The organism is Pararobbsia alpina, from assembly GCF_965118125.1.
GTDB lineage: Bacteria > Pseudomonadota > Gammaproteobacteria > Burkholderiales > Burkholderiaceae > Pararobbsia > Pararobbsia alpina_A.
On record NZ_OZ221289.1, the window covers coordinates 62,555 to 89,301 of the forward strand.

General features: G+C 58.2%; 26 protein-coding genes and 2 pseudogenes. 10 read left to right on the plus strand and 18 right to left on the minus strand.

Annotated elements, in window-relative coordinates; all coding sequences use genetic code 11:
• Positions 1 to 17: 17 nt before the first annotated feature.
• The 7 genes from ACMFWR_RS31065 to ACMFWR_RS31095 form a co-directional block, all read right to left on the minus strand.
• Entirely contained in the window at positions 18 to 902 is an 885-nt protein-coding gene (locus ACMFWR_RS31065) for a PRTRC system ThiF family protein (RefSeq protein ID WP_413197635.1), read from the minus strand.
• The gene (locus ACMFWR_RS31070) at positions 899 to 1,537 is read right to left on the minus strand and encodes a PRTRC system protein A (protein WP_413197636.1); all 639 of its coding nucleotides are present in this window, start codon (positions 1,535 to 1,537) and stop codon (positions 899 to 901) included. The genes ACMFWR_RS31065 and ACMFWR_RS31070 overlap by 4 nt, the downstream gene beginning before the upstream one ends.
• Positions 1,534 to 2,256 (minus strand): PRTRC system protein B, encoded by a 723-nt coding sequence (locus tag ACMFWR_RS31075; protein WP_413197637.1) that lies wholly within the window; start codon positions 2,254 to 2,256, stop codon positions 1,534 to 1,536. Before ACMFWR_RS31075 ends, ACMFWR_RS31070 begins: the two co-directional genes overlap by 4 nt.
• Positions 2,257 to 2,267: 11 nt before the next feature.
• Positions 2,268 to 3,431 (minus strand): PRTRC system protein F, encoded by a 1,164-nt coding sequence (locus tag ACMFWR_RS31080; protein WP_413197638.1) that lies wholly within the window; start codon positions 3,429 to 3,431, stop codon positions 2,268 to 2,270.
• Between the two features lie 99 nt (positions 3,432 to 3,530).
• Positions 3,531 to 3,758 carry a PRTRC system protein C gene (locus tag ACMFWR_RS31085; protein ID WP_413197639.1) on the minus strand — a complete coding sequence of 76 codons (228 nt, stop codon included), beginning with the start codon at positions 3,756 to 3,758 and terminating at the stop codon, positions 3,531 to 3,533.
• Positions 3,759 to 3,768: 10 nt separating this feature from the next.
• Entirely contained in the window at positions 3,769 to 4,230 is a 462-nt protein-coding gene (locus ACMFWR_RS31090; protein ID WP_413197640.1) for a PRTRC system protein E, read from the minus strand.
• Between the two features lie 54 nt (positions 4,231 to 4,284).
• On the minus strand, positions 4,285 to 5,949 hold the full coding sequence (locus ACMFWR_RS31095) for a PRTRC system ParB family protein (protein ID WP_413197641.1): 1,665 nt from the start codon (positions 5,947 to 5,949) through the stop codon (positions 4,285 to 4,287).
• A 739-nt stretch (positions 5,950 to 6,688) separates the two neighbouring features.
• On the opposite strand from ACMFWR_RS31095, the gene ACMFWR_RS31100 reads away from it, so the two are divergent.
• The 6 genes from ACMFWR_RS31100 to chrA all read left to right on the plus strand — a co-directional run bounded on the left by ACMFWR_RS31100 (position 6,689) and on the right by chrA (position 11,201).
• On the plus strand, positions 6,689 to 7,012 hold the full coding sequence (locus ACMFWR_RS31100; protein ID WP_413197757.1) for an ArsR/SmtB family transcription factor: 324 nt from the start codon (positions 6,689 to 6,691) through the stop codon (positions 7,010 to 7,012).
• 12 nt (positions 7,013 to 7,024) lie between these two features.
• On the plus strand, positions 7,025 to 7,501 hold the full coding sequence (locus ACMFWR_RS31105) for an ArsI/CadI family heavy metal resistance metalloenzyme (protein ID WP_413197642.1): 477 nt from the start codon (positions 7,025 to 7,027) through the stop codon (positions 7,499 to 7,501).
• Positions 7,502 to 7,516: 15 nt separating this feature from the next.
• Positions 7,517 to 8,587, plus strand: coding sequence for an ACR3 family arsenite efflux transporter (arsB, locus tag ACMFWR_RS31110; protein ID WP_413197643.1), 1,071 nt, complete (start codon positions 7,517 to 7,519; stop codon positions 8,585 to 8,587).
• A 19-nt stretch (positions 8,588 to 8,606) separates the two neighbouring features.
• Positions 8,607 to 9,041 (plus strand): arsenate reductase (glutaredoxin), encoded by a 435-nt coding sequence (arsC, locus tag ACMFWR_RS31115; RefSeq protein WP_413197644.1) that lies wholly within the window; start codon positions 8,607 to 8,609, stop codon positions 9,039 to 9,041.
• Complete coding sequence (gene arsH / locus ACMFWR_RS31120) at positions 9,007 to 9,744, plus strand: arsenical resistance protein ArsH (protein WP_413197758.1); 738 nt, start codon at positions 9,007 to 9,009, stop codon at positions 9,742 to 9,744. Before arsC ends, arsH begins: the two co-directional genes overlap by 35 nt.
• 197 nt (positions 9,745 to 9,941) lie before the next feature.
• Entirely contained in the window at positions 9,942 to 11,201 is a 1,260-nt protein-coding gene (gene chrA, locus ACMFWR_RS31125; RefSeq protein ID WP_413197759.1) for a chromate efflux transporter, read from the plus strand.
• A 373-nt stretch (positions 11,202 to 11,574) separates the two neighbouring features.
• Here chrA and ACMFWR_RS31130 read toward each other — a convergent pair whose 3' ends face one another.
• From ACMFWR_RS31130 to ACMFWR_RS31140, 3 genes are all read right to left on the minus strand, one after another.
• Positions 11,575 to 12,342, minus strand: coding sequence for a hypothetical protein (locus ACMFWR_RS31130; RefSeq protein ID WP_413197645.1), 768 nt, complete (start codon positions 12,340 to 12,342; stop codon positions 11,575 to 11,577).
• Between the two features lie 163 nt (positions 12,343 to 12,505).
• Positions 12,506 to 13,948 (minus strand): cytochrome-c peroxidase, encoded by a 1,443-nt coding sequence (locus ACMFWR_RS31135; protein WP_413197646.1) that lies wholly within the window; start codon positions 13,946 to 13,948, stop codon positions 12,506 to 12,508.
• Positions 13,949 to 14,112: 164 nt separating this feature from the next.
• Positions 14,113 to 15,831 carry a phospholipase C gene (locus ACMFWR_RS31140; protein WP_413197647.1) on the minus strand — a complete coding sequence of 573 codons (1,719 nt, stop codon included), beginning with the start codon at positions 15,829 to 15,831 and terminating at the stop codon, positions 14,113 to 14,115.
• A 434-nt stretch (positions 15,832 to 16,265) separates the two neighbouring features.
• On the opposite strand from ACMFWR_RS31140, the gene ACMFWR_RS31145 reads away from it, so the two are divergent.
• A complete protein-coding gene (locus ACMFWR_RS31145; RefSeq protein ID WP_413197648.1) occupies positions 16,266 to 16,733 on the plus strand; it encodes a chromate transporter in 468 nt (155 codons plus the stop codon).
• Between the two features lie 1,186 nt (positions 16,734 to 17,919).
• Here ACMFWR_RS31145 and ACMFWR_RS31150 read toward each other — a convergent pair.
• Positions 17,920 to 18,121: pseudogene (locus tag ACMFWR_RS31150) on the minus strand (IS5/IS1182 family transposase); the annotation flags it as partial.
• Positions 18,122 to 18,346: 225 nt separating this feature from the next.
• Between ACMFWR_RS31150 and ACMFWR_RS31155 the strand changes: the two are divergent.
• Together ACMFWR_RS31155 and ACMFWR_RS31160 are read left to right on the plus strand one after the other, a co-directional pair.
• Positions 18,347 to 18,787, plus strand: coding sequence for an Hsp20/alpha crystallin family protein (locus tag ACMFWR_RS31155; RefSeq protein ID WP_413197649.1), 441 nt, complete (start codon positions 18,347 to 18,349; stop codon positions 18,785 to 18,787).
• A gap of 9 nt (positions 18,788 to 18,796) precedes the next feature.
• Positions 18,797 to 19,210: an Hsp20/alpha crystallin family protein gene (locus ACMFWR_RS31160; RefSeq protein WP_413197650.1), complete on the plus strand. Its 414-nt coding sequence runs from the start codon at positions 18,797 to 18,799 to the stop codon at positions 19,208 to 19,210.
• A gap of 491 nt (positions 19,211 to 19,701) precedes the next feature.
• Here the strand turns inward: ACMFWR_RS31160 and ACMFWR_RS31165 are convergent, their stop codons facing one another.
• The gene (locus tag ACMFWR_RS31165) at positions 19,702 to 20,022 is read right to left on the minus strand and encodes a hypothetical protein (RefSeq protein ID WP_413197651.1); all 321 of its coding nucleotides are present in this window, start codon (positions 20,020 to 20,022) and stop codon (positions 19,702 to 19,704) included.
• An 803-nt stretch (positions 20,023 to 20,825) separates the two neighbouring features.
• On the opposite strand from ACMFWR_RS31165, the gene ACMFWR_RS31170 reads away from it, so the two are divergent.
• Positions 20,826 to 21,140 carry a hypothetical protein gene (locus tag ACMFWR_RS31170; RefSeq protein WP_413197652.1) on the plus strand — a complete coding sequence of 105 codons (315 nt, stop codon included), beginning with the start codon at positions 20,826 to 20,828 and terminating at the stop codon, positions 21,138 to 21,140.
• Positions 21,141 to 21,192: 52 nt separating this feature from the next.
• Here ACMFWR_RS31170 and ACMFWR_RS31175 read toward each other — a convergent pair whose 3' ends face one another.
• The 6 genes and pseudogenes from ACMFWR_RS31175 to ACMFWR_RS31200 all read right to left on the minus strand — a co-directional run bounded on the left by ACMFWR_RS31175 (position 21,193) and on the right by ACMFWR_RS31200 (position 26,449).
• Positions 21,193 to 21,429 carry a DUF6723 family protein gene (locus tag ACMFWR_RS31175; protein ID WP_413197653.1) on the minus strand — a complete coding sequence of 79 codons (237 nt, stop codon included), beginning with the start codon at positions 21,427 to 21,429 and terminating at the stop codon, positions 21,193 to 21,195.
• 160 nt (positions 21,430 to 21,589) lie between these two features.
• Positions 21,590 to 22,789, minus strand: a pseudogene (locus tag ACMFWR_RS31180) (IS3 family transposase).
• Positions 22,790 to 22,841: 52 nt separating this feature from the next.
• Positions 22,842 to 23,054, minus strand: a complete 213-nt coding sequence (locus ACMFWR_RS31185; protein WP_413197654.1) for a cold-shock protein — start codon at positions 23,052 to 23,054, stop codon at positions 22,842 to 22,844.
• 489 nt (positions 23,055 to 23,543) lie between these two features.
• On the minus strand, positions 23,544 to 24,347 hold the full coding sequence (locus ACMFWR_RS31190; protein WP_413197655.1) for a transglutaminase-like domain-containing protein: 804 nt from the start codon (positions 24,345 to 24,347) through the stop codon (positions 23,544 to 23,546).
• Between the two features lie 297 nt (positions 24,348 to 24,644).
• Positions 24,645 to 24,884, minus strand: coding sequence for a hypothetical protein (locus ACMFWR_RS31195; protein WP_413197656.1), 240 nt, complete (start codon positions 24,882 to 24,884; stop codon positions 24,645 to 24,647).
• A 1,133-nt stretch (positions 24,885 to 26,017) separates the two neighbouring features.
• On the minus strand, positions 26,018 to 26,449 hold the full coding sequence (locus ACMFWR_RS31200; RefSeq protein ID WP_413197657.1) for a prepilin peptidase: 432 nt from the start codon (positions 26,447 to 26,449) through the stop codon (positions 26,018 to 26,020).
• Positions 26,450 to 26,747: the final 298 nt, after the last annotated feature.

Genomic DNA, 26,747 nt, shown 5'->3' on the forward strand with positions numbered 1-26,747 from the left:
TAGAAAATATGCGTGACCTACACGTTTGAAGACATCATGCCGAAGCGGTATCTCCGTGCTTCGGCCGCTTTGAACCTCTCCCGCTCATGGTCGCTGTCGAGTTCGCGCTCTTCTTCGTTGGGGCTTTTCGCTTTTTTAGTCGAATAGCCGAAACGCAACCAAGCGTCGGTGTCACACGGAAGTGGGTTTGTTCGACCCGTCCTCAGGTTCACAAAGACGCCGTTGAATGACAGCGTGCCCGTCCGAAACAACGTCCAGAGCAGGTTGTACGCCTGCACAGCGATCGCCTGATTGATAACGAGCGATTGCTTGGCCAGCGCTTCAGCCATGGAACACGACGGCGTGTCGTCATCCTTGTCCAGACTCGGGTTCAATAAATCCGGCAGGAGTTCGCCCGCATGCGCGAGTCGCTCGGATTCGGATGTGGCGCTCCGAATCTCACCAAGGATTACCTGGCCTCGATCCGTGTCGTTGCCACAGTCCAGGTAGTAACCGCCGCCACCAATCGCAAACGCTTTTACGATCGCCGCTCGAGCGGCCCGCGTATCCACACAGCTAACAACCATATCGGCGCAAAGCACATCACCATCGCCGACCCGGCGCGTCAATGCATCCCAGCGCGTGCCCATCAGCGTATTAATCCGCGTGACGAGCAGCGGCGCCTTGTGCTGGCCGACGTCGTTGGGATAGAAAGCTTGTCGACCAACGTTCGTTTCCGACACTACATCGTCGTCGTACACGGTGCAATCGATACCGCCGGGATGACCAAGTGCGAGCATCGCGTGGTGCAGACGCGCGAGAAACGGGAGCAATGCACTCCCCGTTCCTCCCGCGCCGATCACGATGACATGCCATGCGTCCGTCGTCATCTTTGGCGGGATGCGGTGAATGACCTGCGTCATTGAACCTCCCGCACCGAAAGCGACTGCGTCCACGTGGCCGGTACCGACGTTTCTTCGAAGATACCCTTTGCGCACAAGCGAAGCGCAGCCGAGAAACGATCGGTATCGCAGTGACCTAACACCAACGCGAACTTCACGTCGTGTGCATCGTCAGCGTTGTCGGTTCGCGAGAAGAACGCCGGCCCGCGGCCATGGGAATGGCAGTCGATCACAAGCACTTCGTCGGCCTCGATTTCAGGACGGTCGTAGCGCAAATGCCCCTCGCTATGCGAGAGAATTTGCACGGGCACCATTCGAAATCGTCGAGTCATCTCGCTCCACACAATCCACGCACCCGTTTCCTTGGGTGACGCCTCCTGTGCGAGACGAGCAAACTCGCTGATTACGTCGCCAGGCACCTTGCCGCAGAGCAACTCGGTGACCTCTTCCGCAACACCGTACGGAATTGCGGTGCGCACTTGAAAGGACGCGATGCGACGAACAATGTGCACCCACGGGCGCACAATTTCAATAAAGACACCGTTGCTCGCAGCAAGAAGCCGCTCGCCAAGCCCTACCATCGGTGCCACCGACTCCCGTCGCGGCACCATCACGGTTGGAAACGACATCTGCAGCGTTTGATCAATCGGATTCATTGTGACTCCAGTTTGCCCGCGATCAAGTCGCCAAGCGTTCGTTTCATTGGAATTAGCAGTTCTCGTGGAAACTCCGCGAACTTGCCGTCGAGCATCGCTTTCCAGAAGGCAAATTCGCCATCCTTATCAGCCACGCGTTTGCCACCGTGATTCGGATGAGTGAATGCTGAATCGAAGAAGCCGCTCTCCCACCCGTCGATCGATGCAACATCAATGCAATCAGGTACACGTGCACTACCGATGCAGATCTTTCCTGCATTCCACGTGTTGAAGTACGGAGGTTCGAACAACGGCGTCGACGGATCCGGCCGCCTATCGTCTGCGAGCGCGAAGACGCGGAAGCCGCCGTGCGACGCGTGAAAGACCAGCGAGGGGTGCGGCACGCGCTCATTGCGCACGCCGAGTTCGCCGCAATTGAAAAAGACGCGTCGAGGCGCCGACGGGCACCACCACGCAATCGAGTGTTGCCCGATCGAGAGAACGTTCGGCGTGACAAATTCGGCCTTGGTCGTGACCTCGCGCGACAGCGACGCAAGTGCGTCCGTGAGCGCAATTCGATCTATCGGCGCACCGGCTCCCAACTTCGGAACCCGCGTGTCGTCGTCGATGGAAATATCGTGAACGGTTGCGTATTTGATCTCTTGAGCGCTTGTACCGTAGAGCACCATGGCGCGAACCGCATGAAGCTCGGATTCCGCGCCTGCAACGATCTTGGACATGGAAAAACACCTCAGGAAGAAATAAGTGTGAGAACCCGGTCGAGCGAGCCCAGAACTCGAAGTGCATGCCGCCAATCAGCGAACTGCCGACGAATTGCGCGAGCCTCCGTTGCAAACGGCGCGAACCCTTGGAAGTAGGTGTACTCGCCACCCTGCATTTCGCAGTTGTAGTGATCGTCGAGCAGTTGACCAACCAATTGGTCCTCATTCATCGCGAGCGTCGCCGCGGGAAATAGTGAGTTGCCCCATGCTTCGAGGCCAAAGAGGTTTCGGGTTTGATTGCGGAAGCCACGGCGTCGCTTCGCACCTGCGAGAAGCGACTTCAGTTGAAGGAGTTCGCGACACAAGCCTCGTGCAGCCTTGTCGCCTTCCAGCGACAATCGCTCTAGAGCCGGCGCCCCAAGTACGGGCGCCTTTCTCCAGCGCATGACAGACGCGTCGTACCGGAAAGGTCTAGCGTCGTCAGGGCACAGAATTGGACGCACTGCGGAGGGCATATATCGATGGAATTCTTCGAAATCCTCTCCAAAGCGATCTTTCAATTCCTCGGTCGCCTCTTCATCCGTGCAATCGCTACTGCCATTCCAGTACCAGCGCGCGAACATGTCCAGAAACTCGTCCGGAGTGCGCACGTAGACTGTTCGGCGTGACGCTTCATCGATCAACGAAACTGCTGTGGCCATTAATCGCGGATGCGTGCGACGGATGGAATCAACGCGATCGCCGATTGAGTGAAAGGACTCGTTCGACAACTCCAGACCCAAATACAACGGCGACGCCACATCGAGACCATGACCATTGCCTGCGATTTCGACGTCCACTCTCACGGCCTGGGCATCGAGAAGTACGAATTGAAACTCGAGTCGCTCGAACTTCGGACATTCGCGATCGAGCCAAGCGTGGAATGCCTGAGCGAAAGCATCTCCCGCGTCGACTGGACTCGTCACATCGTCGGCGCGCAACACGCCGGTTTGGAAGTGACGAAACACCACTCTCCGATAGTCATGGGTATGCGGGCGACGAAGCACTGCATTCGGCACGACCCCGCCCAACTTGGGAACGCTTAAAAAACCAGCGGCAGGTCGATGTTCGGTAGCGGTACGGCTCGCGCGCTCGTACGAGCGCTGGCCGCTTGCCTCGAACTCGACATCAGCCGATTGAGGATCAAAGAGCATTGCTCGATTTCCTTATCTAAAAGAAAGACCGCCCTTTCGGGCGGCTCCACTTGATTCGACGGACTGTCCATATCGGACAGCCATGTCAGCAAGTCTTCCTTACGCATGGCAACCCTTCGCCCCTGCCGCACGCTTGAACGTGTAACGAGCGACTGCGTTGCTGTACTCAGGTCCTTCCACAGCTGCCGTGGTCAGCTCCGGGTACTGCGCAGAGTAGATGTCGCGAACATCCTCAGGCGTGAACGCCTCGCCGGGATCGGCGATGGTCATGCCGTTGTAGACGAACTCACGAACCAGCGTAACGATGTTGATTCCTGTCTCAGCCATGTCGATCTCCTCAACCCAAAAGATCAGCCATGTTCGTACCGCTCGAGGCGGTAGCGACAGGTGGAGTATCCGGCGTCGAAACTGCCGGCGATGATTCACCGGCCTCATCTTCGCCATCGCTTTCCACTTCGGCCGTCTCAAGCGCGGGCTTACTGCCCTTTGCGATCGCCGTCGTTGCCTTCCTCGATTGCGATTTCGTTGCCGCCTCGAGGACCAACGCCGCCGCCGCCGCCTGTTCGGCGAGCGTGGCGCGCTGCACAGCGTAACCGGCAAGCAGCTTCGCGAAGTGCTCATCGAGATCCGCCGCAGTGCCGGTCAACTGGAACGGCTGCTTCAACGCGGGGTCACTGGCATTTTCGCTAAACGGCACAACAACAACGCTCATCAAGGGATTCTCGGCACCCTTAACGGCCTTCATGGTAAGAACGACCTTGTCGCAGGACGCGACGATGCCTTCCAAAAGCTGGAACATTTCGAAACTCCGAATTGGATGAAACAAAAAGGGGATGTGACCTGCGAACGCAGATCAGTACTTCAGGACCTTCGGAACCTTGCCGGCATAGTCGAAGCCCCTGACGCTCAGCAACGCGTCAATGACCTCGCCCTTCGGCTTGTTGAAAGTCTTCTTGAACTCGTCGGCAAGCGCTGCGCGCAAACCGATCTCGTCCGCTACGACCATCATCTCGGACTTTGTGAGCAATTCCAGAAACTCCTTGGAGAGTTGGAAGTGCAGACCGAGATCGAGCTTGTGATGCTTGCAAAGCTGCACGAGATTGTTCACCTCGATCCCTTCGATCGCGGCGACAGTCGCTCCGATCAAAAGACTGCCCTGCACGTCATCCGCAAGCGCTTCAACCGCCATCGCTGCTCTCCCCATGTCGGAGAACGCCGCCTTCTCGTCGGTGAGCTTTTGCCATACGACTTTCATCGCATCGATGTTGATCTTGCGGCCGTAGTCACAGAGGATCGTAGCCAACAGATAGCGGCGCGCTTTGTCGGCATCGCGCGCGACTTCACGCCGCAGCGCCTTGCGCCACAGCGCAACACGAAAGGCTTTCACCTTTTCGGTCTCGCTCACAGGCGTCACAGGTGCTTCGGCCGACTTGCTGCTGCCGAACGACTTTCCCTGTGCCTTCGCGGGCGCAGAACCGTCGGCCGATGACCTGGCTTTGGGTTGCGATGCGTCGCGTTCCGACTTGATGCGCGCGGCAACCTTTGATGCATTGCATGCAGTATCGAAACATTGGCCGCGATAGATCTTGCCCAACGAATCAGGTAATCCGCTGATAGCGGCACCGTAGTTCTGGCACGCGTGGCACGACTTGGCCTGCTCTTCACCAACACCTGTCGCACCGTCCGGCCGAAGCCGGACACGGGTGTTGTTGTCGCCCGCGCGCACGATTCGAATCGTCGGGTACTCGTCTTTCATTGCAGCCGCCGTGGTCTGCAAGTGCGCTTCGGCCTTCATATTGAAGCAAGCACGATTGGTGCAGTTACCTGCATCGATCGCTTCGCCGAAGAGCGTCGATTGAAGCGCTGAATTGTGCTGACATCCCGCACACTCCGCTTTATCGAAGATCGCCGCGGCGAGAACGCACGAAACGCTCTCGATGGTCCTCTTCAATTCAGGAACCGTTTTCTTCTCAGTGAGAATGATCGGCAGGAGCTTGTCCTGATTTTCCTTGGACAACGCGGCGAGCAACTCGGCGTGGCCAAGCAAGATCCCGCGCGTATTCAGAGCCTCGAGCACTGGCGTGCTGCAATTCATTAGCGCCAGACGACTATCCAACGTCGCTCTGCTCCAACCCAGCACCCGCGCGGCCTCGTCGCGGTCACCTTTGAGGTTTCCCACGAGCTCAGCCGCGGAGATAGCTTCCTCCGAAGGTGCCATGTCGTCTCGTTGGATGTTCTCAACGATTGCCTTCGCTCGCGCTTCAAGTGCCGACATCTCTTGCACCAGGACGGGAATTTCATAGTCGTCCCCGTGCGCGTCGCGCGCGGCTCGGAATCGACGCTCACCAGCTACGATTTCGAAGAAATCGTCTTCGATAGGTCGAACGAGGAGCGGTTGCATCACACCGTGCTCTTTGACAGACGCAGTGAGCGATGCCATCGCAGCCGGATCGAAAAACTTACGGGGATTGTTGCACTGCTTGATGCGACCAAGAGGGAGAAAGGAAGGATACGACATGCAGGTTCTCCAAATGAAAAAGGGAACCTGCATCCCGACGGGAAGAGATTCCCGATGGGGTGGTATGGGTACAGCAGTGGGCCTTGCGGCCAGGGTCGATGCGTCAGAGACGCGGAAAGTGACGTGAAGATATCACAAGGCAATGCGGAACTCTACAGGGTCCGTCGGCGGCCAGGCGACGATGCCTGCCTGGTAACCACCGCTGCGGGATGACGGACCGGACACGACCCACAACGGCCCTTGACCCAACGCAATTGCTACGGCCGCTTCCGAGGTGGGAGCGGCCTTGGGGCGCCCGAGAAACGCATCAGCCGCAGCCGGATCACTAGCTAAGTTTCGAAGAGCCCCGAAGTCGTTGTCGACCCGAACGTCAACACTGATACCATGACAGCCTACAAAAAGCTTTCCAATTGTTCGAAAACCATGAAGCTTTTATTCGCGGCTGCGGCCGTCTTGGTGATAGTTGCGCTGTTGCTGACTCTTCGCAGATAGATGCACACCCGCTGAAAGCCTCAAATTAGAGATGCAGCGGCCCTTCGGAATTTCATTACGAAGACCGAACATGGCCGAACGGAGCCCGGCGCGACGGACCTTTGCAGACCCGACTCGGCCACCCGCCACTACCTGACATCAGTCCATTTGCGGTCACTTAGCAGACGTCCCATAGGGACATCCAACGAGCACAACGCCATGATCTAACGTGGTTGCTCCGCCCAATCATTTCGAATATATTGGAAATATGGAAGAAAACGATGTTGTTCACGCCCTTGCTGCGCTCGCTCATGGCCTTCGCCTTCGCGTGTTCCGACTACTCGTTGTAGCCGGTCCAGACGGGATGACGCCTGGTGCCATCGCCGAGGAACTTGCCGTCCCCAACGCGACGCTCTCCTTTCACCTGAAGGAGTTGATGCACGCGGGGCTGATCACGCAAGAGCGCGATGGTCGCAGCCTGATTTATCGAACTGCCTTCGAGCAGATGAACGCACTGCTGGGTTTCCTGACCGAGAACTGCTGTCAGGGGCAGCCCTGTCTTGAGCAGGGCGCGGTGGCTTGTAAGTGTTGACGGAGAATGTCCATGAAGCGGTTCCACATACACGTCCACGTTGACGATGTTGCAGCCAGCGTTGCGTTCTACTCAAAACTCTTCGCCGCAGAGCCGTCGCGCGTAGAGGCGGATTACGCGAAGTGGATGCTGGACGATCCGCGCGTGAACTTCGCGATTTCGACGCGCGGAACGAAAGTCGGTGTGGACCGTTTGGGTTTTCAGGTCGACGACGCGGCTGAGCTTGCAGAACTCAGCGAAAGAGCGTCGGCGGCGGACATGACCTTGCTTGACCAAGGCGAAACGACCTGCTGCTACGCACGTAGCGACAAGCACTGGATCGTCGACCCGCAGGGAATCGCGTGGGAGCACTTCCACACTCTTGACTCTGCCCCGGTCTACGGAGAGAGCCGCAAGGAGACGCCGCCGGCAACTGCATCAGCTTGTTGTGTTCCCAGCGGAAAGCCTATCGGCGTATCCGTCGAACCTGCCAGTTCAGCCTGCTGTTGAGACCATTGGACTTACATGAGTTCTCCAAATGTCGCCGCCTCGCGAAAGACGGCCTCGAAACCCGCCATCAGCTTCTTTGAGCGGTATCTGACGATCTGGGTTGCGCTCTGCATCGTAGCTGGCATTCTGCTCGGCCAACTGCTGCCGGATGCATTTCAGGCGATTGGACGAATGGAGTACGCCCAAGTCAACCTCCCGGTCGGCTTGCTCATCTGGGTCATGATCATCCCGATGCTAGTCAAGGTCGACTTCGGTGCGTTGCACGAAGTCCGTCAGCACATTAAGGGAATTGGCGTCACGCTCTTCGTGAACTGGATGGTCAAGCCATTCACGATGGCGTTTCTCGGCTGGTTGTTCATCAAGCATCTCTTCGCGCCGATGCTGCCGGTTGCTCAACTCGACAGCTATGTGGCCGGGTTGATCCTTCTTGCCGCTGCGCCATGTACGGCAATGGTCTTCGTCTGGAGTCGGCTGACAGGTGGGGACCCTCTCTTCACGCTGTCGCAGGTGGCGCTCAACGACAGCATCATGGTCGTGGCATTTGCGCCGCTCGTGGGGTTGCTGCTTGGCATCTCTGCGATCACCGTCCCTTGGGCGACGCTCCTTACGTCTGTTGTGCTTTACATCGTGATACCGGTGGCGCTCGCTCAACTTCTGCGCAAGATGCTTCTTGCCAAAGGGCAGACGGCTTTCGACGCAACGATGGCGAAAATCGGCCCCTGGTCGATCACGGCGTTGCTCGCGACATTGGTTCTGCTATTCGCGTTCCAGGGTGAGGCCATCCTGCGGCAGCCGCTGGTGATCGTACTGCTCGCCGTGCCCATCCTGATCCAGGTTTTTTTCAACTCCGCCCTGGCGTATGGACTTAACCGCGCAGTCGGCGAGAAGCACAGCATCGCCTGCCCCTCGGCGCTCATTGGCGCGTCGAATTTCTTTGAGCTGGCCGTCGCTACCGCCATCGGACTATTTGGTTTTAACTCCGGCGCGGCCCTCGCGACGGTTGTGGGCGTATTGATCGAAGTGCCGGTCATGCTGCTCGTAGTGCGGATCGTGAACCGTTCGAAAGACTGGTACGAGTGCGCTTAAGAGTCTGGGAGCCAAGTACATGAATGAAGTTACCATCTATCACAACCCCGACTGCGGAACCTCGCGCAATACGCTTGCAATGATCCGCAATGCCGGAATTGAGCCCACGGTCATTGAGTACCTGAAACACCCGCCATCACGAGAAAGGCTGATCGAACTCATCGAAAAGTCAGGACTGGCTGTGCGCGATGTGCTGCGGCAAAAGGGAACCCCGTACGCCGAATTGCAACTGGACAACCCTGCATTGACAGACGGCCAACTGATCGACGCGATGATGTCACACCCGATTCTCATCAACCGTCCGTTCGTGATGACAGAGATGGGTGTGCGGTTGTGTCGTCCTTCCGAGATCGTTCTCGACATTCTGCCGGCTGCGCAACGCGGCGCGTTCAACAAGGAAGATGGGGAAGCCGTAGTCGATTCGGAGGGCAAGCGTGTCCGGAATCACGACTGACCTGCCTCAGATCGATCCGCCATTCTTTCGCGTTCCCGCGATCGGTAGCTTGCATTCCGCAAAGCCTTCGACCCATCCGCCGCGCATTCTCTTGCTCTACGGCTCTCTCCGCGAGCGCTCGTTTAGCCGCCTGCTGAGTGAGGAAGCCGCGCGCCTTCTCTTCGCGATGGGCGCCGAGGTTCGCACATTCAACCCGAGCGGGCTGCCGCTGCCTGACGACGTGCCGGATAGTCATCCGAAAGTGCGTGAATTGCGCGAACTCGCGCTGTGGTCGGAGGGTATGGTCTGGTGCTCACCCGAGCGGCATGGCTCCATGACCGGCATCATGAAGGCTCAGATCGACTGGATTCCGCTATCAGTTGGCGCGGTACGTCCTACGCAAGGCAAGACCCTCGCAGTCATGCAGGTGAGCGGCGGGTCTCAGTCCTTTAACGCAGTCAATCAGATGCGCGTGCTCGGACGCTGGATGCGCATGCTGACCATCCCGAACCAGTCCTCCGTCGCCAAGGCGTTCCTCGAATTCGACGAAGCGGGCCGCATGAAGCCGTCTGCGTACTTCGACCGCGTCGTTGACGTGATGGAGGAGTTGATCAAGTTCACGCTCCTGACCCGGGACATCGGTCCGTATCTGGTCGACCGGTACAGCGAGAGAAAGGAAAGCGCCGAGGAACTGATGAGGCGCGTAAATCAAGCAAGTATCTGAGCGGTAAGCGCGGCCTGGATGGAGGGTCGCTCGTGGCGAGGTTCTCAGAATATTTTGGAGGTCGGAGCGCGGTTGCTCGTTAGCGAAAGGGGCATTCACTACGGCACCTGATTGGTAGTAGCTTGGGGTTTCGCTGCGACGCGGTCCTCGCAAAGAGCGAGGGGCCTGACAAGAAACCAACTTCCTTATTTTTAGCAATGTGCGAAGTGAACAAAACAACAGGAACACCTGGACGAACCTCAACGTCACACCAACAATGGAGTCGCGTTTTAGAGGTAGGTTGGGTGTTCCTCAAACTTGGTCTGACCAGCTTCGGCGGCCCGGTGGCCCACATTGCTTATTTTCGCCGTGAGTTCGTCAAACGACTCCAGTGGCTGGACGACGCGGCGTTTACCGATCTCGTTGGTCTTTGCCAATTTCTTCCTGGGCCGGCCAGCAGCCAGGTTGGTTTTTCCATCGGCTTGCTTCGCGCAAGTTGGCTCGGCGCGTTCGCAGCGTGGATTGGATTCACGTTGCCGTCGGCACTTCTACTCGTAGCATTTGCGATCCTAGCCCCGCGCCTCAACGGCGCTGCCGGGACAGCGCTTATTCACGGACTGAAACTTGTCGCAGTCGCAGTCGTAGCCCAGGCCGTGTGGGATATGGCGCGGCGACTCTGCCCTGACCGACCCCGCGCATTGATCGCGCTCATTGCGTTGGCCATGTCTGCTGTTTTAACGGCGACCTCCGCGCAGATTCTGGTGATTCTTTGCGGCGGATTGCTCGGGACGGTTGTTTGCCGCTCCGTCGAGTCCACCGCCAAGATCGGGACACCTCCCGAGTCATTCGGATTTCGTGTTTCTCGCCGAATCGGTGCAGTTGCATTGCTGCTTTTCTGCGTGTTGCTCTTTGCGGTGCCTGCGCTTGCACGGTCCGACCCAAGTCCTGTGTTGACGTTATTTGACGCGTTTTTTCGCTCAGGTGCGCTTGTGTTCGGAGGCGGACACGTGATGCTGCCTTTGCTGCAGCAACGAACCGTCGCAACGGGCTGGGTCGCACCGAACGATTTTCTTGCAGGGTACGGCGCGGCCCAAGCCATACCCGGCCCCCTCTCCACGTTTGCGGCTTTTCTCGGCTGGGTCGCCATTGGCGTTCCAAGCCATGCATTCGGCGCGACCATCGCAACCATTGCGATCTTTCTGCCGGGCTTCTTGCTCGTAATTGGCGCGATGCCGTACTGGCAGGAGTTGCGCGCGCATCCATCGATGGCTGCAGCGCTCGCAGGAGTCAATGCGGCCGTTGTTGGTCTGCTGGCGACGGCACTCTATTCCCCCGTATGGACGAGCGCCATTCACTCGTCGGCCGATTTCGCAGTTGCAGGGATCGCGTTTGTGTTGCTTATACGCTGGAAGGCGCCGCCACTCGCAATCGTTGGATTCTGCGCACTTGCGGGGCTCGGGGAAATGTTTTTTCACTAGCTCTGCGACCCAGAGCAGTTCGCTCGGTCGAGATTGTGTCGTGTCACCGGAGGGTTATGGCCGAGGGACATCGACGAAATGGCGCACGTCGTAGATTGATGTGGTTTAACCGTGCGTGTCCCGGAGTGGCCCTATTGGTTCCTATGGCGGACCTTGATTCGACTGCATCAAAGGATTGTTCCTGGCCGAGTGCTGCATTTCAAGAATCGCCGTCGGCAGCCCAGCGGCCCGGATACTCGTGTTGCCGTTGCCGAGCCGTAAACGTCGATCAGACGTCCCGGTGCCACGACTGTTAAATGCGTGAAAGCGGTCATTCGCGAAGCCAAGAACGATATTCCGTCCGCGCCTACGCAACCTCGCCGAAGCGAAGAATTCAAAGTGCTTCAGCCTTTCCGGCGGTAGAAAAAGCCGCTTCGAACGCTGTTGACTCCATCTGTGACGGTCCCCCATATGCGCCCGGAACCGAACGCCAATCAATGATCACTCGCGTGCAATCCGTCAGCTCTTTGTAGTTTGGCAGGCGGCCGTCAGGGCGTGGCTTGTAGCTGAGCTTGAATAGTGCGGGTGTCTTCTTTCGGCGCCATAGATCGTCGAGGCTCGACGCGAGCCCAGCAAACCGAAACCGCACCCAAACCGGCTTCTTCGCGTCTGACGTGTCGGCCAGCAGGTCACTCAGGACGAGAAGTACGGCGGGTACGTCGTTGAGTCTGAATTCAGGATGCGCCCAAAGCCTGAGAATGTCGGCATGCTCGACTAAGCGAACAAATCGTTCGATATCAAGGGAGCCGATTTGCCGCTTCATTGCGAGGTACTGGTGATACCACACCTCCAAAAACGCGTCGCGATGGGATGAATAGGCTTTCAGATCGCTCGATGATTCTGCTTGAAAACCAACTGGCTGCACGCCCGTCGTTACAAGGGGACATGTACCCGAAGAACCTCGATGACGGTGGAAAAAACCTTGGACGCGGCCTTGGTGCCAGTCTGGGACCATCGCCAACTTTAGACAAAACGGGCAACGGGCGTCAGGAGCCACATCCGGCGCAGTAGCGCCAATTTCGCGCGAATACACCGCGCCGTTGATGTATTGGTTCTTCGAGGGGTGAAGAACGTCTTGAACTGATGCCTTCGTGAACGCCACTGCAACGGCTCCGTGCGGGGTTGGTGCTAGACACGATGCCATCTTACGGGAAAGCGATATACGGCGCGATATGGTGCCGCCAAACCGCGCGCTCACGCGAGGCAAAGTCATCGCCGTATCGACGCGAAGACATTCGGCGTCGATACTGCACGACCACTAGCTATTACGGTTTGTATCCGTCGTTGAGCGTCTTGATGAACGCGATGATGTCGTTAATCTCCGCTTCGGTCATCGCCGGCTTGTCACCGAGCTTGCGATCGAACGGCGCGTCGGCGACATCGATATTGGCCTGGTATTGAGCCGGAATGTCATCGTACTTCATGACCTTGCCCGATGCGTCCTTCGGATAAATCTTGTCCGGGTTGGTATTGCGCAGGTTGTAGAAGTCCATCACCTGTTTGAGGTCCGTGTACACGCCGTTATGGAAATACGCGTGACGTGTGGCCGTATTACGCAGCGTCGGCGTGAGGAACATGCCGCAGTATTGCGTCTGGTCTTTGATATCCGTACGGAACGGTCCACACACGCCCATATCGAAAAACTTCGGATCCTTGTTTTGCGCCAGATGCGGGTTGCGCGGTGCGCCGAGCGCTTCGTATTGCGTGTCGGTGAACATCGGCGGCAGACCGTCGCCGGACACCTTGCTCAAATGGCAACCGGCGCAGTTCGCCTTGTCCGGATCGTTAAACAGCTGCAGACCGTGAAGCTCTGCGCGCGTCAGACGTGCCTTGCCTTCGAGCCAGTAGTCGTACTTGCTCGAGAACTCATGGAACGAGGCATCTTCAAATTGATACCGCGCAACCGCGAACATCGCCTCATCAACGAGCATGTCCGGGGCGTTGACGATGCGCGGACCGAACAGACGCTTGAACGCGTCGACGTACTTTGTCGCAAGCAGTTTTTTCGCGACCGCGTGCGCGTCGGTATTCGCCATTTCGACCGGGTTGGTCAGCGGTCCGATCGCTTGCTCTTGCAGCGTGTTCGCCCGGCCGTCCCAGAAGAAGCCGCCCTGCGGCACCATCGCCGGAGCAGCGGGCGCGACACCTGCCGTCTTGACGGCACGCTGCACGCCTTGCGCGGCCGAAGCGGTTGCATTGAGGTCGACAGGTGCGTCGGTATCGCCGAGGTCCGGGCCGATGCTGAAGGTGGCCTGTCGATAGAGATACGTAAGCGAAGGCGCCGGACGATAACCGGGCTGCGTCATATCGGGGCCGCCCAACTGCACAGCCAGATCGTTTGGCGGACCATATGCGTGCTGCGGGCTATGACATGTCGCGCACGACATCTTGCCCGAAGCAGATAACGACGGATCGTTGAAGATCTGGCGGCCGAGCTCAGCCATCGCCGACAGCGGAGCGACAGGCGGGCGCACGAGTTGCACGGGGTGAGCGTTGATCCCCGTCATGTCTTCGATGAAGGCGCCGATCGCATCCGGCATTTTCTCGGGATGCGTCAGCGCATAACCCGCCGCAAGAATGCACACCAGAAGCGCTGCGAGCAAAATTCTTAGCGCGTGCTTGCGCGTGAGGCGTCGCGGCGCGCCAGGTGTAGGACTATCGCCCTTGGGCAGCGGCGAAGAGACTGTGGCATTCGTGTGAAGAGTCATGGCAGTAAAAGCAGGCTCGATAAACTGACAAAGCGCCGAGCCACCCTGGAAGGCAGATCGGCGCCGAAACGGCTCAATTCAAGTGGCAAGCTCGCTATGGACTACACACTGCGCAGGTATTCCATTGCACGGCGTATAGATTCACGTCGCGAGCTTCGCCTTGCTTAGTTCGCGGGGGCTGCCGCGAGCTTCACACCCGTCGTCGGATCGACGAACACGGCCGGGGTCGAACCACCGTTCGTGAAGTCGAACAGGGCGTTGATGCTGCCCGTCGAGGCGTCGTGCGAAGCGTTGCCGATACGTTGACCGCCGAGCCAGTTGTCTTCGATGAACTTGACAACCGATGCTTGCGTAATCTGCGTGTGGTCGATGTAGTTCTTCTTCGCGTACGGCGAGATCACGATCAGCGGGATACGCGTGCCCGGGCCGCAACGGCCGTTGACGTTCGAGCCGGTAACGCCGATGCCAGGCGTTGCGCCCGCTGCGTTACACGTGCCGGCGCCATTCAGCTGGTCAGCCGTAGCGTCAGCCGACGACGTCGTCGGTGCCGTGTACTGGTGGTCATACCAACCGTCCGAGTCGTCGTACGTGATGATGACGGCGGTGTTCTTCCAGTCCGGCTGCTGCTGGAGGAAGTTCACGACCTTCGCGTAGAACGCTTGCTCGTCGAGCGGATCCGAGTTACCCGGGTGACCGTCGCCGACTGCCGGTGCCTTGATGTAGCTGACCGACGGGAAGTTGCCTGCCGTCACAGCCGCGAAGAAGTCGTTCACGTCATACTGGTGGTGAACCGGCGTTGCCGTGCTGTCCTTCGGATCGGTGAAACCGACCAGCGCCGTCGACGTCGGACGCGTATGCGCCAGGTTCGCCGTCGTAGCGTAGTACTGGAACCACGCATGGTGCGGCACGTAGTCGGTCGAATTGGCTGCCAGAACCGACGAGAACGTACTGCGATGGCATGCCGTCGTGCCGTTGGGGTTCGTAGCCGTCAAGTCGAAGCCACCCATGAAGCCGCCCCACGTGATGTTCTTCGCGTTGAGCAGGTCACCGATGTTCTTGTTGTTCGTGCTCATGATCACGTTGTCGGTCGTCGAGGTCGACGAGCAGGTGTCGCCCGTCGGATCCGAGTCGCCGTTCAACGTGAAGCTACCAGCACCGTCGGCGATCACGTTGTCGCCTTGCGCCGCGCCGTTCGCCGGGATCGCGCCGTTCGTCTGGCCCGAGATCACTTCAATCGCACCCGGGGTCGACGGACCGAACGTGTCCGTGTACATGTTGTCGCTCATGGCGAAGCCTTGAGCCCAGTTCCACAGTGCCGTGACCGTGTTACCGTCGAAGTAACCCATCACGAGACCCGGCGTACCGAACTTCGTGCCGCTGCCTGCACCGTTGTTACCCGTGAATTCCGGGAACAGGTCCATGGCACCGTTGTCTTCGGCTTGCTGTTCCTTCATGTAATCGTGCGACTGGCCATTGGTGTTGGCTTGCGAACGATCGAGACGGAACGGGTTGATGCCGCTACCCGGCGACGCCGTGTTGTTGGCGGCGTTCAGGGTCGTCGGATTCGCCGTGAGGAGGTTCAGCTGGTTCAGGTTCGACGGCGTCGTCGTGCCGGCAGCAGCCGTGAACGACGGCTCGTTCAGCGGGTTTTGCGCGTTCGGGTACGTACCGAAGTAGTGGTCGAACGAACGGTTCTCACCGAAGATCACGACCAAGTGCTTGATCGGCGTTGCCGTCGGCAGTGCGTCCTGTGCGGACACGGTCGTGGCGGGCGTCGAGGGCGTCGTGGACGTCGTCGAACTGTTGTTGTCATCGCTTCCGCAAGCGGACAGCGCGAGAAGCGCTGACGCACATGCGATCGGCAAAAGGGCTTTGCGGAACATTTAAACGGGCTCCAGATTCGCTATCCGGCGCGCCTGTTTCGGGCGGGCGGAGTGTGCTATGTGGGATAGTTAGTCGTATTGCGCTACTGCGTACCATGATGAAGCGGAGCGAATTGGAGCACTGGCATGTTACTGAGGTCCGGCACATAATTTACTTTTACCTTTCTAGAAAATTACGAGGAGTAAGAATTGGCTAAATACTCGAGTGCGAGCGGTGGCTGACGCTAAACAGAGACTGCCTGACGACATAGTGTTGGTGGGACTCCGGGCCGGAAAGGGTCCGTGGGGGAGCTAAACTAGAGAGAGGGGATCATGCGTAACAGCGACGTTTACAGATAATTTAATACGGCAGATATCGATGTATTCCTTCGGCAAGGTGGACGGATTTCGTCAAGTCCCCTTCTTGCGACGCGGTCCGTGCAGCGGATGACACAATGGCGATGTCCGAACACACGTCTGACGCCCGTCAACCTCGACATCACGCACTCGAGGTCGGGATAACGTTTCTGAAACTCGGCCTCACGAGCTTTGGTGGTCCGATCGCCCATATCGGATATTTCCGGAAGGAGTTTGTCGACAGACGCCGCTGGCTCGACGAATCGGCGTTCGCTGATCTGGTCGCCTTATGCCAGCTCCTGCCGGGGCCGGCGAGCAGCCAAGTTGGATTTGCAATTGGACTGTTGCGTGCGGGGTGGGCCGGCGTCATCGCGGCCTGGGCAGGTTTCACGATTCCGTCTGCAAATCTATTAATTGGTTTCGCACTCTTTTCGCCGAATATCACGGAGCGAGTCGGTACAGGCGTGATTCACGGCTTGAAGCTCGTGGCGGTAGCCGTCGTCGCACAAGTTGTGATGGAGATGAGATGGCGCGTCGGTTCTGCGCAGACACGCCACGGGCGATGATCGCGGTCTTGGCGATTTGCGCCACAGCAATGGTCCCATCGGCCTATTCGCAGCTCTTAGTTATCGCACTTGGAGCAACGCTGGGTGTCGTGCTGAGTCGCTCGAATTCCATTTCGAAGCGGCAATCTGTCACAAACTCGGATTTCCAGGCGTTTCACGTGTCTCGGCGCGTTGGCCTGACCGCGTGGTGTGTTTTCGTTGGTTCGCTTGTGGTACTGCCACCATTAACCGAGTTTGATGGTACTCATGCGATTGCAGAGTTTTCTGCGTTTTACCACTCAGGAGCGCTTGTGTTCGGTGGCGGCCACGTGATCTTGCCGTTGCTCCAACAACAAACGGTCGCCGCCCCAATACCGCGCGAGCGGTTTAGTCCCTCGACCCCTTTCGGACATCCGCAGTTCGTTGTCGACGGACTTGAATTCCCTCAATAGCGGACGGCGCGACGGGCGCCACTGGCTCAACCCGGTGACCTTGTTGCAGGTTCTGCATCGAATCTACGTCGCAACTCTACAATCTCCAAATCATATTCGACCAGTCTCCTGTACTCAAAGCATTCGAAACCAAATTGAACCTAAAGCGCCAGAGTCGGCGCGTTGAGCTCACCTGTCCAGACCGTGAATGTGTTCCCGCTCGTCTCCTGAAGCAATGCCTCCACTAACGCGGACGCAATACGTCGTATTTGAAAAGCTGGAGCAACAGTCATCGACGAAATACATTTATCCGACGGACCCGGTGCAAACTTTGGCAACTGCGGTAGTAGCCTTGCGCAAGATCGACGCGAGTCTCTCGGATTTGTTCTTTAGCGACGTATACTTATCGAGCAGCCATGCAGTTGCAGGCTCCACGGTCCGTCCGCTCTCGAGTTCCGCGGCACTCGCCGTATGTCCCCGGTACAGGCGGCAGTGTGAGGAAGAGTAAGAACCATGAGACGCAGACCGGGCTAGTGTCCTCGGGCGTCAGTTATTTCTTCTTTGCTGGTGGACTCGTAGAGGCTTTCGGGGCTGCCGTCCACGCTAGATTTGCTGCAGGAGTCAATATCTTTTTCGGTTTCTTGGCCTCGCGATTGCCGCGCTGTTGACCTTTTGCCATGTCGTTTCTCCAAAGCTGCTTTGGCTGCCGAAGTGGCAGACCTGCCTTTCATTCTGCGCGCGTTTACCTGTTCCGTCGCGATCTATTTTGGCGCGTATCCCATCCAGGGTTTGAGCGTTCCGAAGACGTGTTCGACAGTTCTTCTCCGGAATAATCGTCGCGTCGGGTTCGCGATCTGAACGACGATGCGCTGTCTGTAGCTCGACCTCATGTTCCAATCGTTGGGAGCGACGATAGTCGCTAGTTGAACATCAATCTGTTAGCTGGATGTGCGGACATGCCCGTGGCCAGTAGGCTCGCTTTTGTGCGCTCGACGCCCCCCCTCTGGAGTGGTCTTCGCTCCGGGACATCAAAAAAATTGTGGCCAGGGGCCTTGAAAGGCGTTTTGAAGACCCTATCTCCCGTGCCACAGGGCAGCCGCTTTCATCGCGCGCTGCGTGTCTCAACTTGATTGTCCGCGGCGCAGGGGCAGCTGAGCTGATTCGCGTAAGCTGCCTCCTCCTGCGTTGCGAGAGGAGAGCGAAATGAGTGATGCGTTCATTACACCCAACCTCTTCGGTGAGCTGGACCGCCTGCAACGTCAGATGTTCAGTCTTTTCGGCGGGTTCCCCACCAGCCTGCGCTCAACGCGCGTTGGGCTATTCCCGCAAATCAACGTTGGCTCGACCGAAGATTCCATAGAAGTCGTCGCGTTCGCGCCCGGGCTCGATGTGGGCAAGCTAGACGTCTCTATCGACAAAGGCTTGCTGACAATCGCCGGCGATCGGACCGCGCAGTCTGACCGGCTGCCCGACGGCGCTCGGCAGTACGCACAAGAGCGGTTCAGTGGCGCTTTCCGCCGAGCTGTCGAACTTCCACAGCAGGCCGACCCGGACAAGGTGGAAGCCAGATACATCGATGGTTGTCTTCTGATTTCAATCGGGAAGCGTGAGACGTCGAAGCCACGCTCGATTACTGTTCAGTGAGGTGACATCATGAGCGAATACACAAACACGCAAATTGCAGAACGCGGCTCGGATGGCGTGACGCGCCAGCAAGCCAACGAAGCGGCTCGCCGACAAACGTTGACGCCTGCCGTCGACATCATTGAAGACCTACACAAGGTCACTTTGTGGGCCGACTTGCCGGGCGTCGCGAAAGACAAGCTTGAGGTCAAGGTCCATGATGGCAGCCTCACCATCGAGGCGGAATCGGTGGTGCCGGTGCCAGCGAACTTACAGCTCGCACACGTTGAGGTTCGTGCGCCGTACTTCTCACGCACCTTCACAGTTAGCGAGGACTTCGATACGTCCAAGGTCGAAGCACTGTTGAAGAACGGCGTATTGACTCTGACGATACCGCGAAGGGAGGAAGCGAAGCCGCGGCGAATTGAAATCGCGACAGGATAATCGTCCAGCTGGAGCAGCGACCATCAGGCGGTCGCTGCTCCCTTGTTGCTACGCGCTCTCACGAGCACCGACAAGTCGTACGGAGAAACGGTGACGATGGTCGCGGCGAGACTTTAAAACTCAAAGCAACGCCTGCGCTCGCTAGACGCGTCTACCGATGCCACCTCCGGAAACGCTTTGATACTCAGCGAAAAGCCACACATCCACGAGATCACATCGCACTACTAGCGGCGCAAACATCCGGCGCCGATCGATCTCCCCTCCATGCATGAGCCGCGTGTATGCGACCAATGCGCGGATTCTCGAGGCGATGAAGTCCTGATCCGGCTCGGATGCTTCCGCCCATCGCGTCACGACCATATTGTCGAGAATGATACGCACTGGCCGCCCTGGATGAGGACGCGCGGACGTACCGTCGACGAACCACGAAACATCGACCGTGTCCGACTCTCCGGTCTCTGAAAACCGTGCATCAACAGGAAAATCGCTTCTCAGCACAAACGCCAACCAATCGGACGCGCCAGACATGACCGTTCTCCCATAACGTTCGCACGAAGGCCGACCCTTCTGTACGGCGGCAAAACGTTGAGCACTACGTCCGCTTGAATTTGTGCGCGCCTCAGCACCAATTCCAGCGCCTCGTGTACGTCGACCGCTCTGTCAAAGGTCTTGATGAAGGACTCGACGACGACCGAGAATCCGTCGCACTTCGAACGTCCGACGTGCGCCTCAAATACCCAATTGCGGTCCAACTTCTCAAGTGAAATTCGGATTACCAGCGATCGATAAGAGAAATCTCGTTGCGCATTCATGTGCCCCATCCTTGCCGTTACGATCATCGCTGCGGGAAAGGGGCATTCACGTACTCCCGATCCGCCGACGAAGATGCTGCTTGAATCTTGACCTTAGTAGAACGACAGGCCGTAAGGCCTAGCGACGACGCAACCGCGTTCGCAGCCACCACGCCCATATCGGCTTCGGTGCGAACTGCCGTGAATGCCACCTAGTACCGACGCGCGCATGCGAGCGCCCGCAGCAGAAAAATCAGCCGAACGATGAAGTTCACGCATCACGAATCACATCGCGCAGTGTTCTAGTCCGCAGCGCTGTATTGCGCCGCAGGTCGCCGGATGGCCAGCTAGACTCTGACCAAGCGAAAAGATGCAAGCATGCTGCAATGCTCGCCAATGAGGAGGGGCGCGCTCTCCAAGCGGTAATTCCGCAGGAAGCATCAAACGCACAGTCGTTCAAAGACCGGATCGAATCAATCTACGCCCCGGTGCAGTTGAGGTCAACAAATATCGCCACCCGATTGTGTGCGTCCTCACGGCGCAGCCTCAACGAAGCCAAAGCGCGTCGGGGCGATAACCCGCGATCCACGGTCGCTCGCCCGACTGAGCAATTTCCACCTCGCGCGACTAGGGAATACTTCGCAAGTCGAGGCCGTCATAACTGCCGTGAGACGAGACCGTTACGCCTGCGCTGTATCAACGAGACGCATCAGTCGTTCACGACGCTGTACTATTGAGCGACGGGTGCTTCCTGTCGACGCTGCGAACCACGCTGCGCGCGTATGCATTGACGCTCCAGCGGGTGATCCTGGGAGAGACATAGAGTGCAAAATCGCAAGCGCATTTGGGCCGCAATTCACCTGCAGACATGGTCGAACAACTATGCAGTCGATACTGGCGATACGCGTAACGTCGATATTACCGAGGACGTGCTCGATCTCACTTTTTCGGAAGTTAGAGCGTTGCGTGACGATGATGAAACGACGGATGCCCTGATTGCTGCGCGCAGCTCCCAACTCAACGGCTTTGACGGCCCCTTCAGTGTGCAGGTGACTTTTCAGATCGCTGCATTCTTTGGTGTCGAGCGATTGAGTGACATTACTCCCGCGATCTTTGCTCAAGCAAGAGCCGAAGGTTAGTCACGCGTCGCACGTAACCTCGCGGCGCCCGATCCAAAGGGTCGCATCTCCTTTATGGTTCCGGCACCGCGATATCGCCGTCGACAAGCGGCCAACCGTATTCGAACCCGAACGTTCTCGCCTGCTCCCAGTCGACGAACGAAGGCATCGCTTTACCGCCGAAGAACGGATAGATCGTCCGCCTGTCAACTAAGCGAATGACCTTCAACTTCGCGACGTATCCCCGCGGTGTTTTTTGTGTCGACACCGTGACCTGATAGTCAGCGCGCGTGCCCTTCGGAGATGCCATGGCTACATCCTGAGCAAGCTCTCTCACATGGAACACCAAATCGCGATTGGCTCACGTGGTGACACTCGAGCGAGCCCGAGGTCTGTCAGAGAATCTGTATGTTCGAGGCTTGCTTACCCTTCGTGGAGTTGCCCCTGTAACTCAGGACACGCAGACACCGTTAGGTTGATGCTGCCGCAGCACGCCTGAACTCGCGAGGCGAGCGGTATTTCAGGGCTTTGTGCGGGTGGCGCTCGTTGTAATGCTCAAACGCAACAGCCAGACGCGAGAGCGCCGTTGGCGCATCGGGCTTGTCCATATAGGCAACGTAATTGTGCTTCATGGTCTTTACGAACCGACTCGGCCATGCCATTACTCTGCGGCGAGCGCACGGGCGTGGTCAGAGGTTCCAGGCCCAGCTCGCGTGCAAAGCGGCGCGTGCGATGGTCGATGTAGGCCGAGCCGTTGTCCGTCAGCCATTCGATGGGCTGTGCCGTTTGCGTGCTGCCGAAGCGTTGTTCGACAGCAGCCAGCATCACTTCGCGCACTACGTCTCCGCTATGGCCGCCGGTCGTTGCCGCCCAGCTAATTGCCTCGCGGTCGCAGCAGTCCAGTGCGAACGTCACGCGCAGCGGCGTGCCATCGTCGCATCGGAACTCGAAGCCGTCCGAACACCAGCGGCTATTGCTCCGGTCCACGGCCACGCGGCCATCGTGCCGCCGCTTATCTCGACGCACGCCGGGACGGCACAGCAGCAACTGATGCTCGTGCATTACGCGGTAGACACGCTTATGGTTGATGCACGGTGCGCCGACCATCTCGCGACTGCGGCGCAGCAGCGCCCAGATACGCCGATAGCCGTAGGTCGGCAAATTCGCCACATGGCCCTGGATTTCTTCGACCAGTTCCGTGTCGTCAGTCGGCCTGGCGCGGCGACCATCCTGCCAACCGGACGAGCGAACCCGTTTCACCGCCACGCCAGAGCGCGCCACGCCGAGAACTTCGCAGACCGTTTTCAATGGTCGTCCCCCGGCAGCAAGGGCGAGCGCGCAATCAGGTTTTTTGAGCGGCCCCACTCGACGGCTTCCTTCAGGATTTCGACTTCCATCGTCTTCTTCCCGAGCAGCCGTTGCAGTTCCTTGATTTCCTTGATGGCGGCGGCCAGCTCAGATGCGGGCACAACGGTTTCGCCCGCTTGCACCGCCGCCAGACTGCCTTCCTGGTATTGCTTGCGCCAGCCGAACACCTGGTTCGGGTTCACGCCGTGCCGCCGTGCCACGGCTGACACCGATGCGCCCGGTGCCAGCGTTTCCTGCACGATGGCGATTTTTTCCGGTGCCGTGCGCCGCCGACGACGCTCCGGCTCGGTCAGAATTTCGATGGGTTCCACGTAATGACTAGGCTTACTGATAGGCACAAGACTATCCCTTATTTTAAGAGAGTCCTTGTGTCCTCAGATACGCGGGGCCGCTCCACTTCGGACCCTGCTTGACCTCGAAGCTAACCTTCTGGCCGTCCTTGAGAGACTTAAAACCGTCACTCCTGATTTCCGAATAGTGCGCAAAGAGATCCTCGCTACCGTCTTCAGGTGAGATAAATCCGAAGCCTTTTTCGTCGTTGAACCATTTCACCATGCCGGTCGCCATAATCTCCCCCGTTTTACATGAACTGCGAAGTCACGCCGCCTTGTTTCGGTGACGAAGACGGTCTTTCCCGCGGACCTTCCGCGCGGCAACGCCCCTGAATGGCAGTCATGTCGCATACAGCAGACTCTTCGAGAATTCGAATCCGAGCGACGAGCCAGCGAACATCAAAGGAAATTCAGTATGTACTCATCCAGCCCTTTCGGCCACTGCGTGTAGACCGATGGGCGACGACCGGACTGTGCATAGATGGCCAGCGATCAGCCTCCTTATAAGGCGCGGACCACGAGCGCCGCTCCGGGACTTTTACTTGCGCGGTCGGGAAACACCTCTGAACGATTGAGTTGGATTGCAGGTGGCCGTGACCGAGCATACGCTTGAATAGCGACCGCGTCGGCTTCCACCGCTTTCTTCTTGGTGCGTTGCTATGACTACGCACTCGAAACCGCCGCATGCAGGGTTAGTCATCATGCAATGTGTACAGCGGCGCCGTCATTCCTGGTCGCAGTGGACTGCGAAGTGCGTGAGCGCGGCGGCCCCGAACGCATTGCTAATCGCGACGTCGGCGGCGTCGCGCCCGTATGCCATCAAAACGCGCCCTATACGCGGCGCGTTGTTTCGGGGATCGAAGGTCTGCCAGCCACCCCCGACATATGCTTCGAACCACCCCGCGAAGTCCATCGGCGCTGCAACCGGGGGTAAGCCCACATCGCTGATATAGCCAGTACAGTAGCGCGCAGGGATATTCATGGCCCGGCAAAGGGTGACTCCAAGGTGCGCGAAGTCACGGCAGACGCCTTTGCGCTCGCGGTAGGCTTCCCACGCGGTCTTGGTCGGCCGCGCATGGCCATAGTCAAACTCTATGTGTCGGTGAACAAAGTCGCAGATTGCCAGAACAGTCTCGCGACCGGGGCTACACCGACTGAACATTTGCCATGCGGTCTCAACCAGCAAGTCGGTTTCGCAATAGCGGCTGCCCAACAAGAAAATCAACGTGTCGTCGGGCAAGTGCTCAACCGGATGGCCGCGGCCATCAGCAGGTCTCATCTCCATGCCACTCGACACATTCAGCAGCGCGGTCGTGCGCAGTTCTAACCTCCCGACAGGCGCGACGATTCGACTGCAGAGGTTGCCGAAAGAATCTCGATACTGTCTTATTGGAACCGGCGGGTCGGCAACGAGCAGATCTGCCACTTCGATATCCTTCGCATGCGAAAAATGTGTGTTCAGCATCAGCATCATCGGCGTCGGCTTAGGGCATTCATATGCCAGTTCATATCCAACGCGAAGCTTCATGAAATCTCCCTGATCCGGCTAACGGTGGACAGCGTTGGACCCGCTACTTTGAAGCACATTTTGAAAACGCCGTGACGTTCAATTCTTGCGGCCGGACATCGCGCTCTCCGGCGAACGACTGACCGCGTGTTGTGGCGCCGAGAACGTCGAAACGAACGGCTTGGTCCGCTTGATAGTTGGATAGACGCTCGAGTTAGATGGCGCACGTATTCGGTCTCAACTGGTAGGCGAAATGAGAGCGTCGCGAGAGGTTATCGAGGTGCGATCGCAGAGTCTTCAAATCGGCGGGAAGCGGACTCATTCGACGGGCCCTAGCAGCACGTCTATAGCAGCTTGCCCGGCAATTTCGGCTACTAGATAGGCCCATCGTTCAGTAAAAGGTCCATTGCGTAAAGGTATGCGCCCTCCTCGTGCGCCGAGGACTTCGAGATTCGCCCCGCCCGCTATCTGAAAACTCACGTTAAACGTGTCTTCATCGGTAGCTGGTGCTAGTTCGACCTCAATGTCAAAACCACGATACGTAATGGTTCGATGCATGGACACCCTCCGTTGTGAGACTAGAACGGGGCAGCGAGGAACGCGTTGAGTAGTCCTATGCCCGCAAAAGTCGACAAAAATGCGATGAGGTATAACGCTCCGCCCAAACCTCGTTTTCCTTCACTCGGTGGCTTTTGCGCGCTCAACGTCCCTGTTCCACGGGAAATGAGTGGCAGGTAAATTGGGTGCGCATTCCATGATCGCCTCCTTTCGAGTGATGGAAGACATAGCCAAACGCGTCGTGAACGCGGCGCAGACCGACCCTGAGGCGATGATCGCCCAGCTCCTTGGCCGGTCTCACTCGGATGCGGTCGTTCGGCGCCGCGGCAGTTGTGTGGCACCCCTCAGAGATTACCCGTTCGCTCGTCCCATCGGGTCGAGGTATCTCAAACGCACCGGACCGGCTGGAAGCGCTACTGTCGGAGGCCGTGCGACTTTGCTCGACGTCTATTGCGGTTGAATTCCTGCAGCGTATTCGTGTAGCCAATAAAAGCAGCATATGACATGCCTCGCAAACTCGTCTCCACGCTTGCGAAGTGCCGATTGCCATTGCTGCACATCGGTCGGCAACAAAGCCCTGTTCGGCTCGGTCCAAAGCTGCCGTAAGAGGAAAAGGTCGGCCTCGTGGGGAGTGCCGGCTTTCAGCACGCTGGGAATTGGCTCGTTGATCATGTCTGACGCCCCTATTGCAGGTTTGGGTACGTCGCCCGGGAGATCAGTCGCGGCTCAACGGCTCCTCTGCACTATACCCGCTCTGCAAGAACGCGCTCGATGTCACGCAACGCCATCACGGCAGCGAAGCGGGTCTCAATTGAAACCGTCATGAAGTCCCCTCAGCGATGAAAGTGCCAAAATCGGCTGTGGCACGGCTTCGCCCTGGCACAGCCAATCGCTGCCGACGGCGAGCTGGCGCCCCGTCGAGCAGTAACGAGGAGGCAAGCTCCCGTGAGCAACCGATATGCTGAAGCGCCGCCGATTACCGCTGGTCTCCTGATGGTTCGATAGCGGTCGTTCGAAGAATATACGCGAACGTCTCGTCATGGCCGTTTGCGGTAATTCGGCAATCGGAAACGGCCGGCAAGACGATCACGCGGCTACGCTTCGAGCACGAGCACATCGATGCCAACGCGCCTTCAGCGAATATTGCCAAGCGGAAACAACAACGAAACCGCGCAGGCGAACGAAATAATAGGGCCGAACGGCACTGCACCTTGCGCCGACACGCCTGCCCGGTCGCGCGTCGCCAAACCCCATGCAAACATACACACGCTGGCGATCGCTAGTGCCTGCCAAATTTCGGCAACACCGAGCCACGCGCCCGCCGCTGCAGCCAACTTCATATCGCCGCCCCCGATCGCGTGTCTGTTTCTGCGGAGCCGATAGAGTTGATTCGCGCCCCATAGCAGCCCGAAGCCCACGGCGGCCCCATCGAGCGCGCCCGCGATTGCCGTGAAAACATGAAACGCATTGACGGTGACACCGACGACTAAGAGCGGCGCCGTGATCACGTCCGGCAGTGTTCGCGTCCGGACGTCGATGATCGCTAGCGCGGTCAACGTGATCACAAACACGATCGCCGCAGCCGCTTTGCCCGAAGCGCCAAACCGCCAGAGAACTCCGAAAACCGCAACGAGCGCGCATGAGGCAATCACTTGTTCGACGGTCGCTCGGGCTGCTGTGCTTTTGTCTATCGGTCTCGTTGGTTGCGCACTCATAGGCGTCCGTTTTTTGAAATTGCTTGGGGTTGCTGTGAGCCTTGTGCCGGCGGTGTCGGAGACTCTGCGACCCGCACATACGGCGACGAACCTCGGCCGCCGCACGCGCCATCATTTCAGGCCGAGCGCCGCGTCGTCAATTTACACA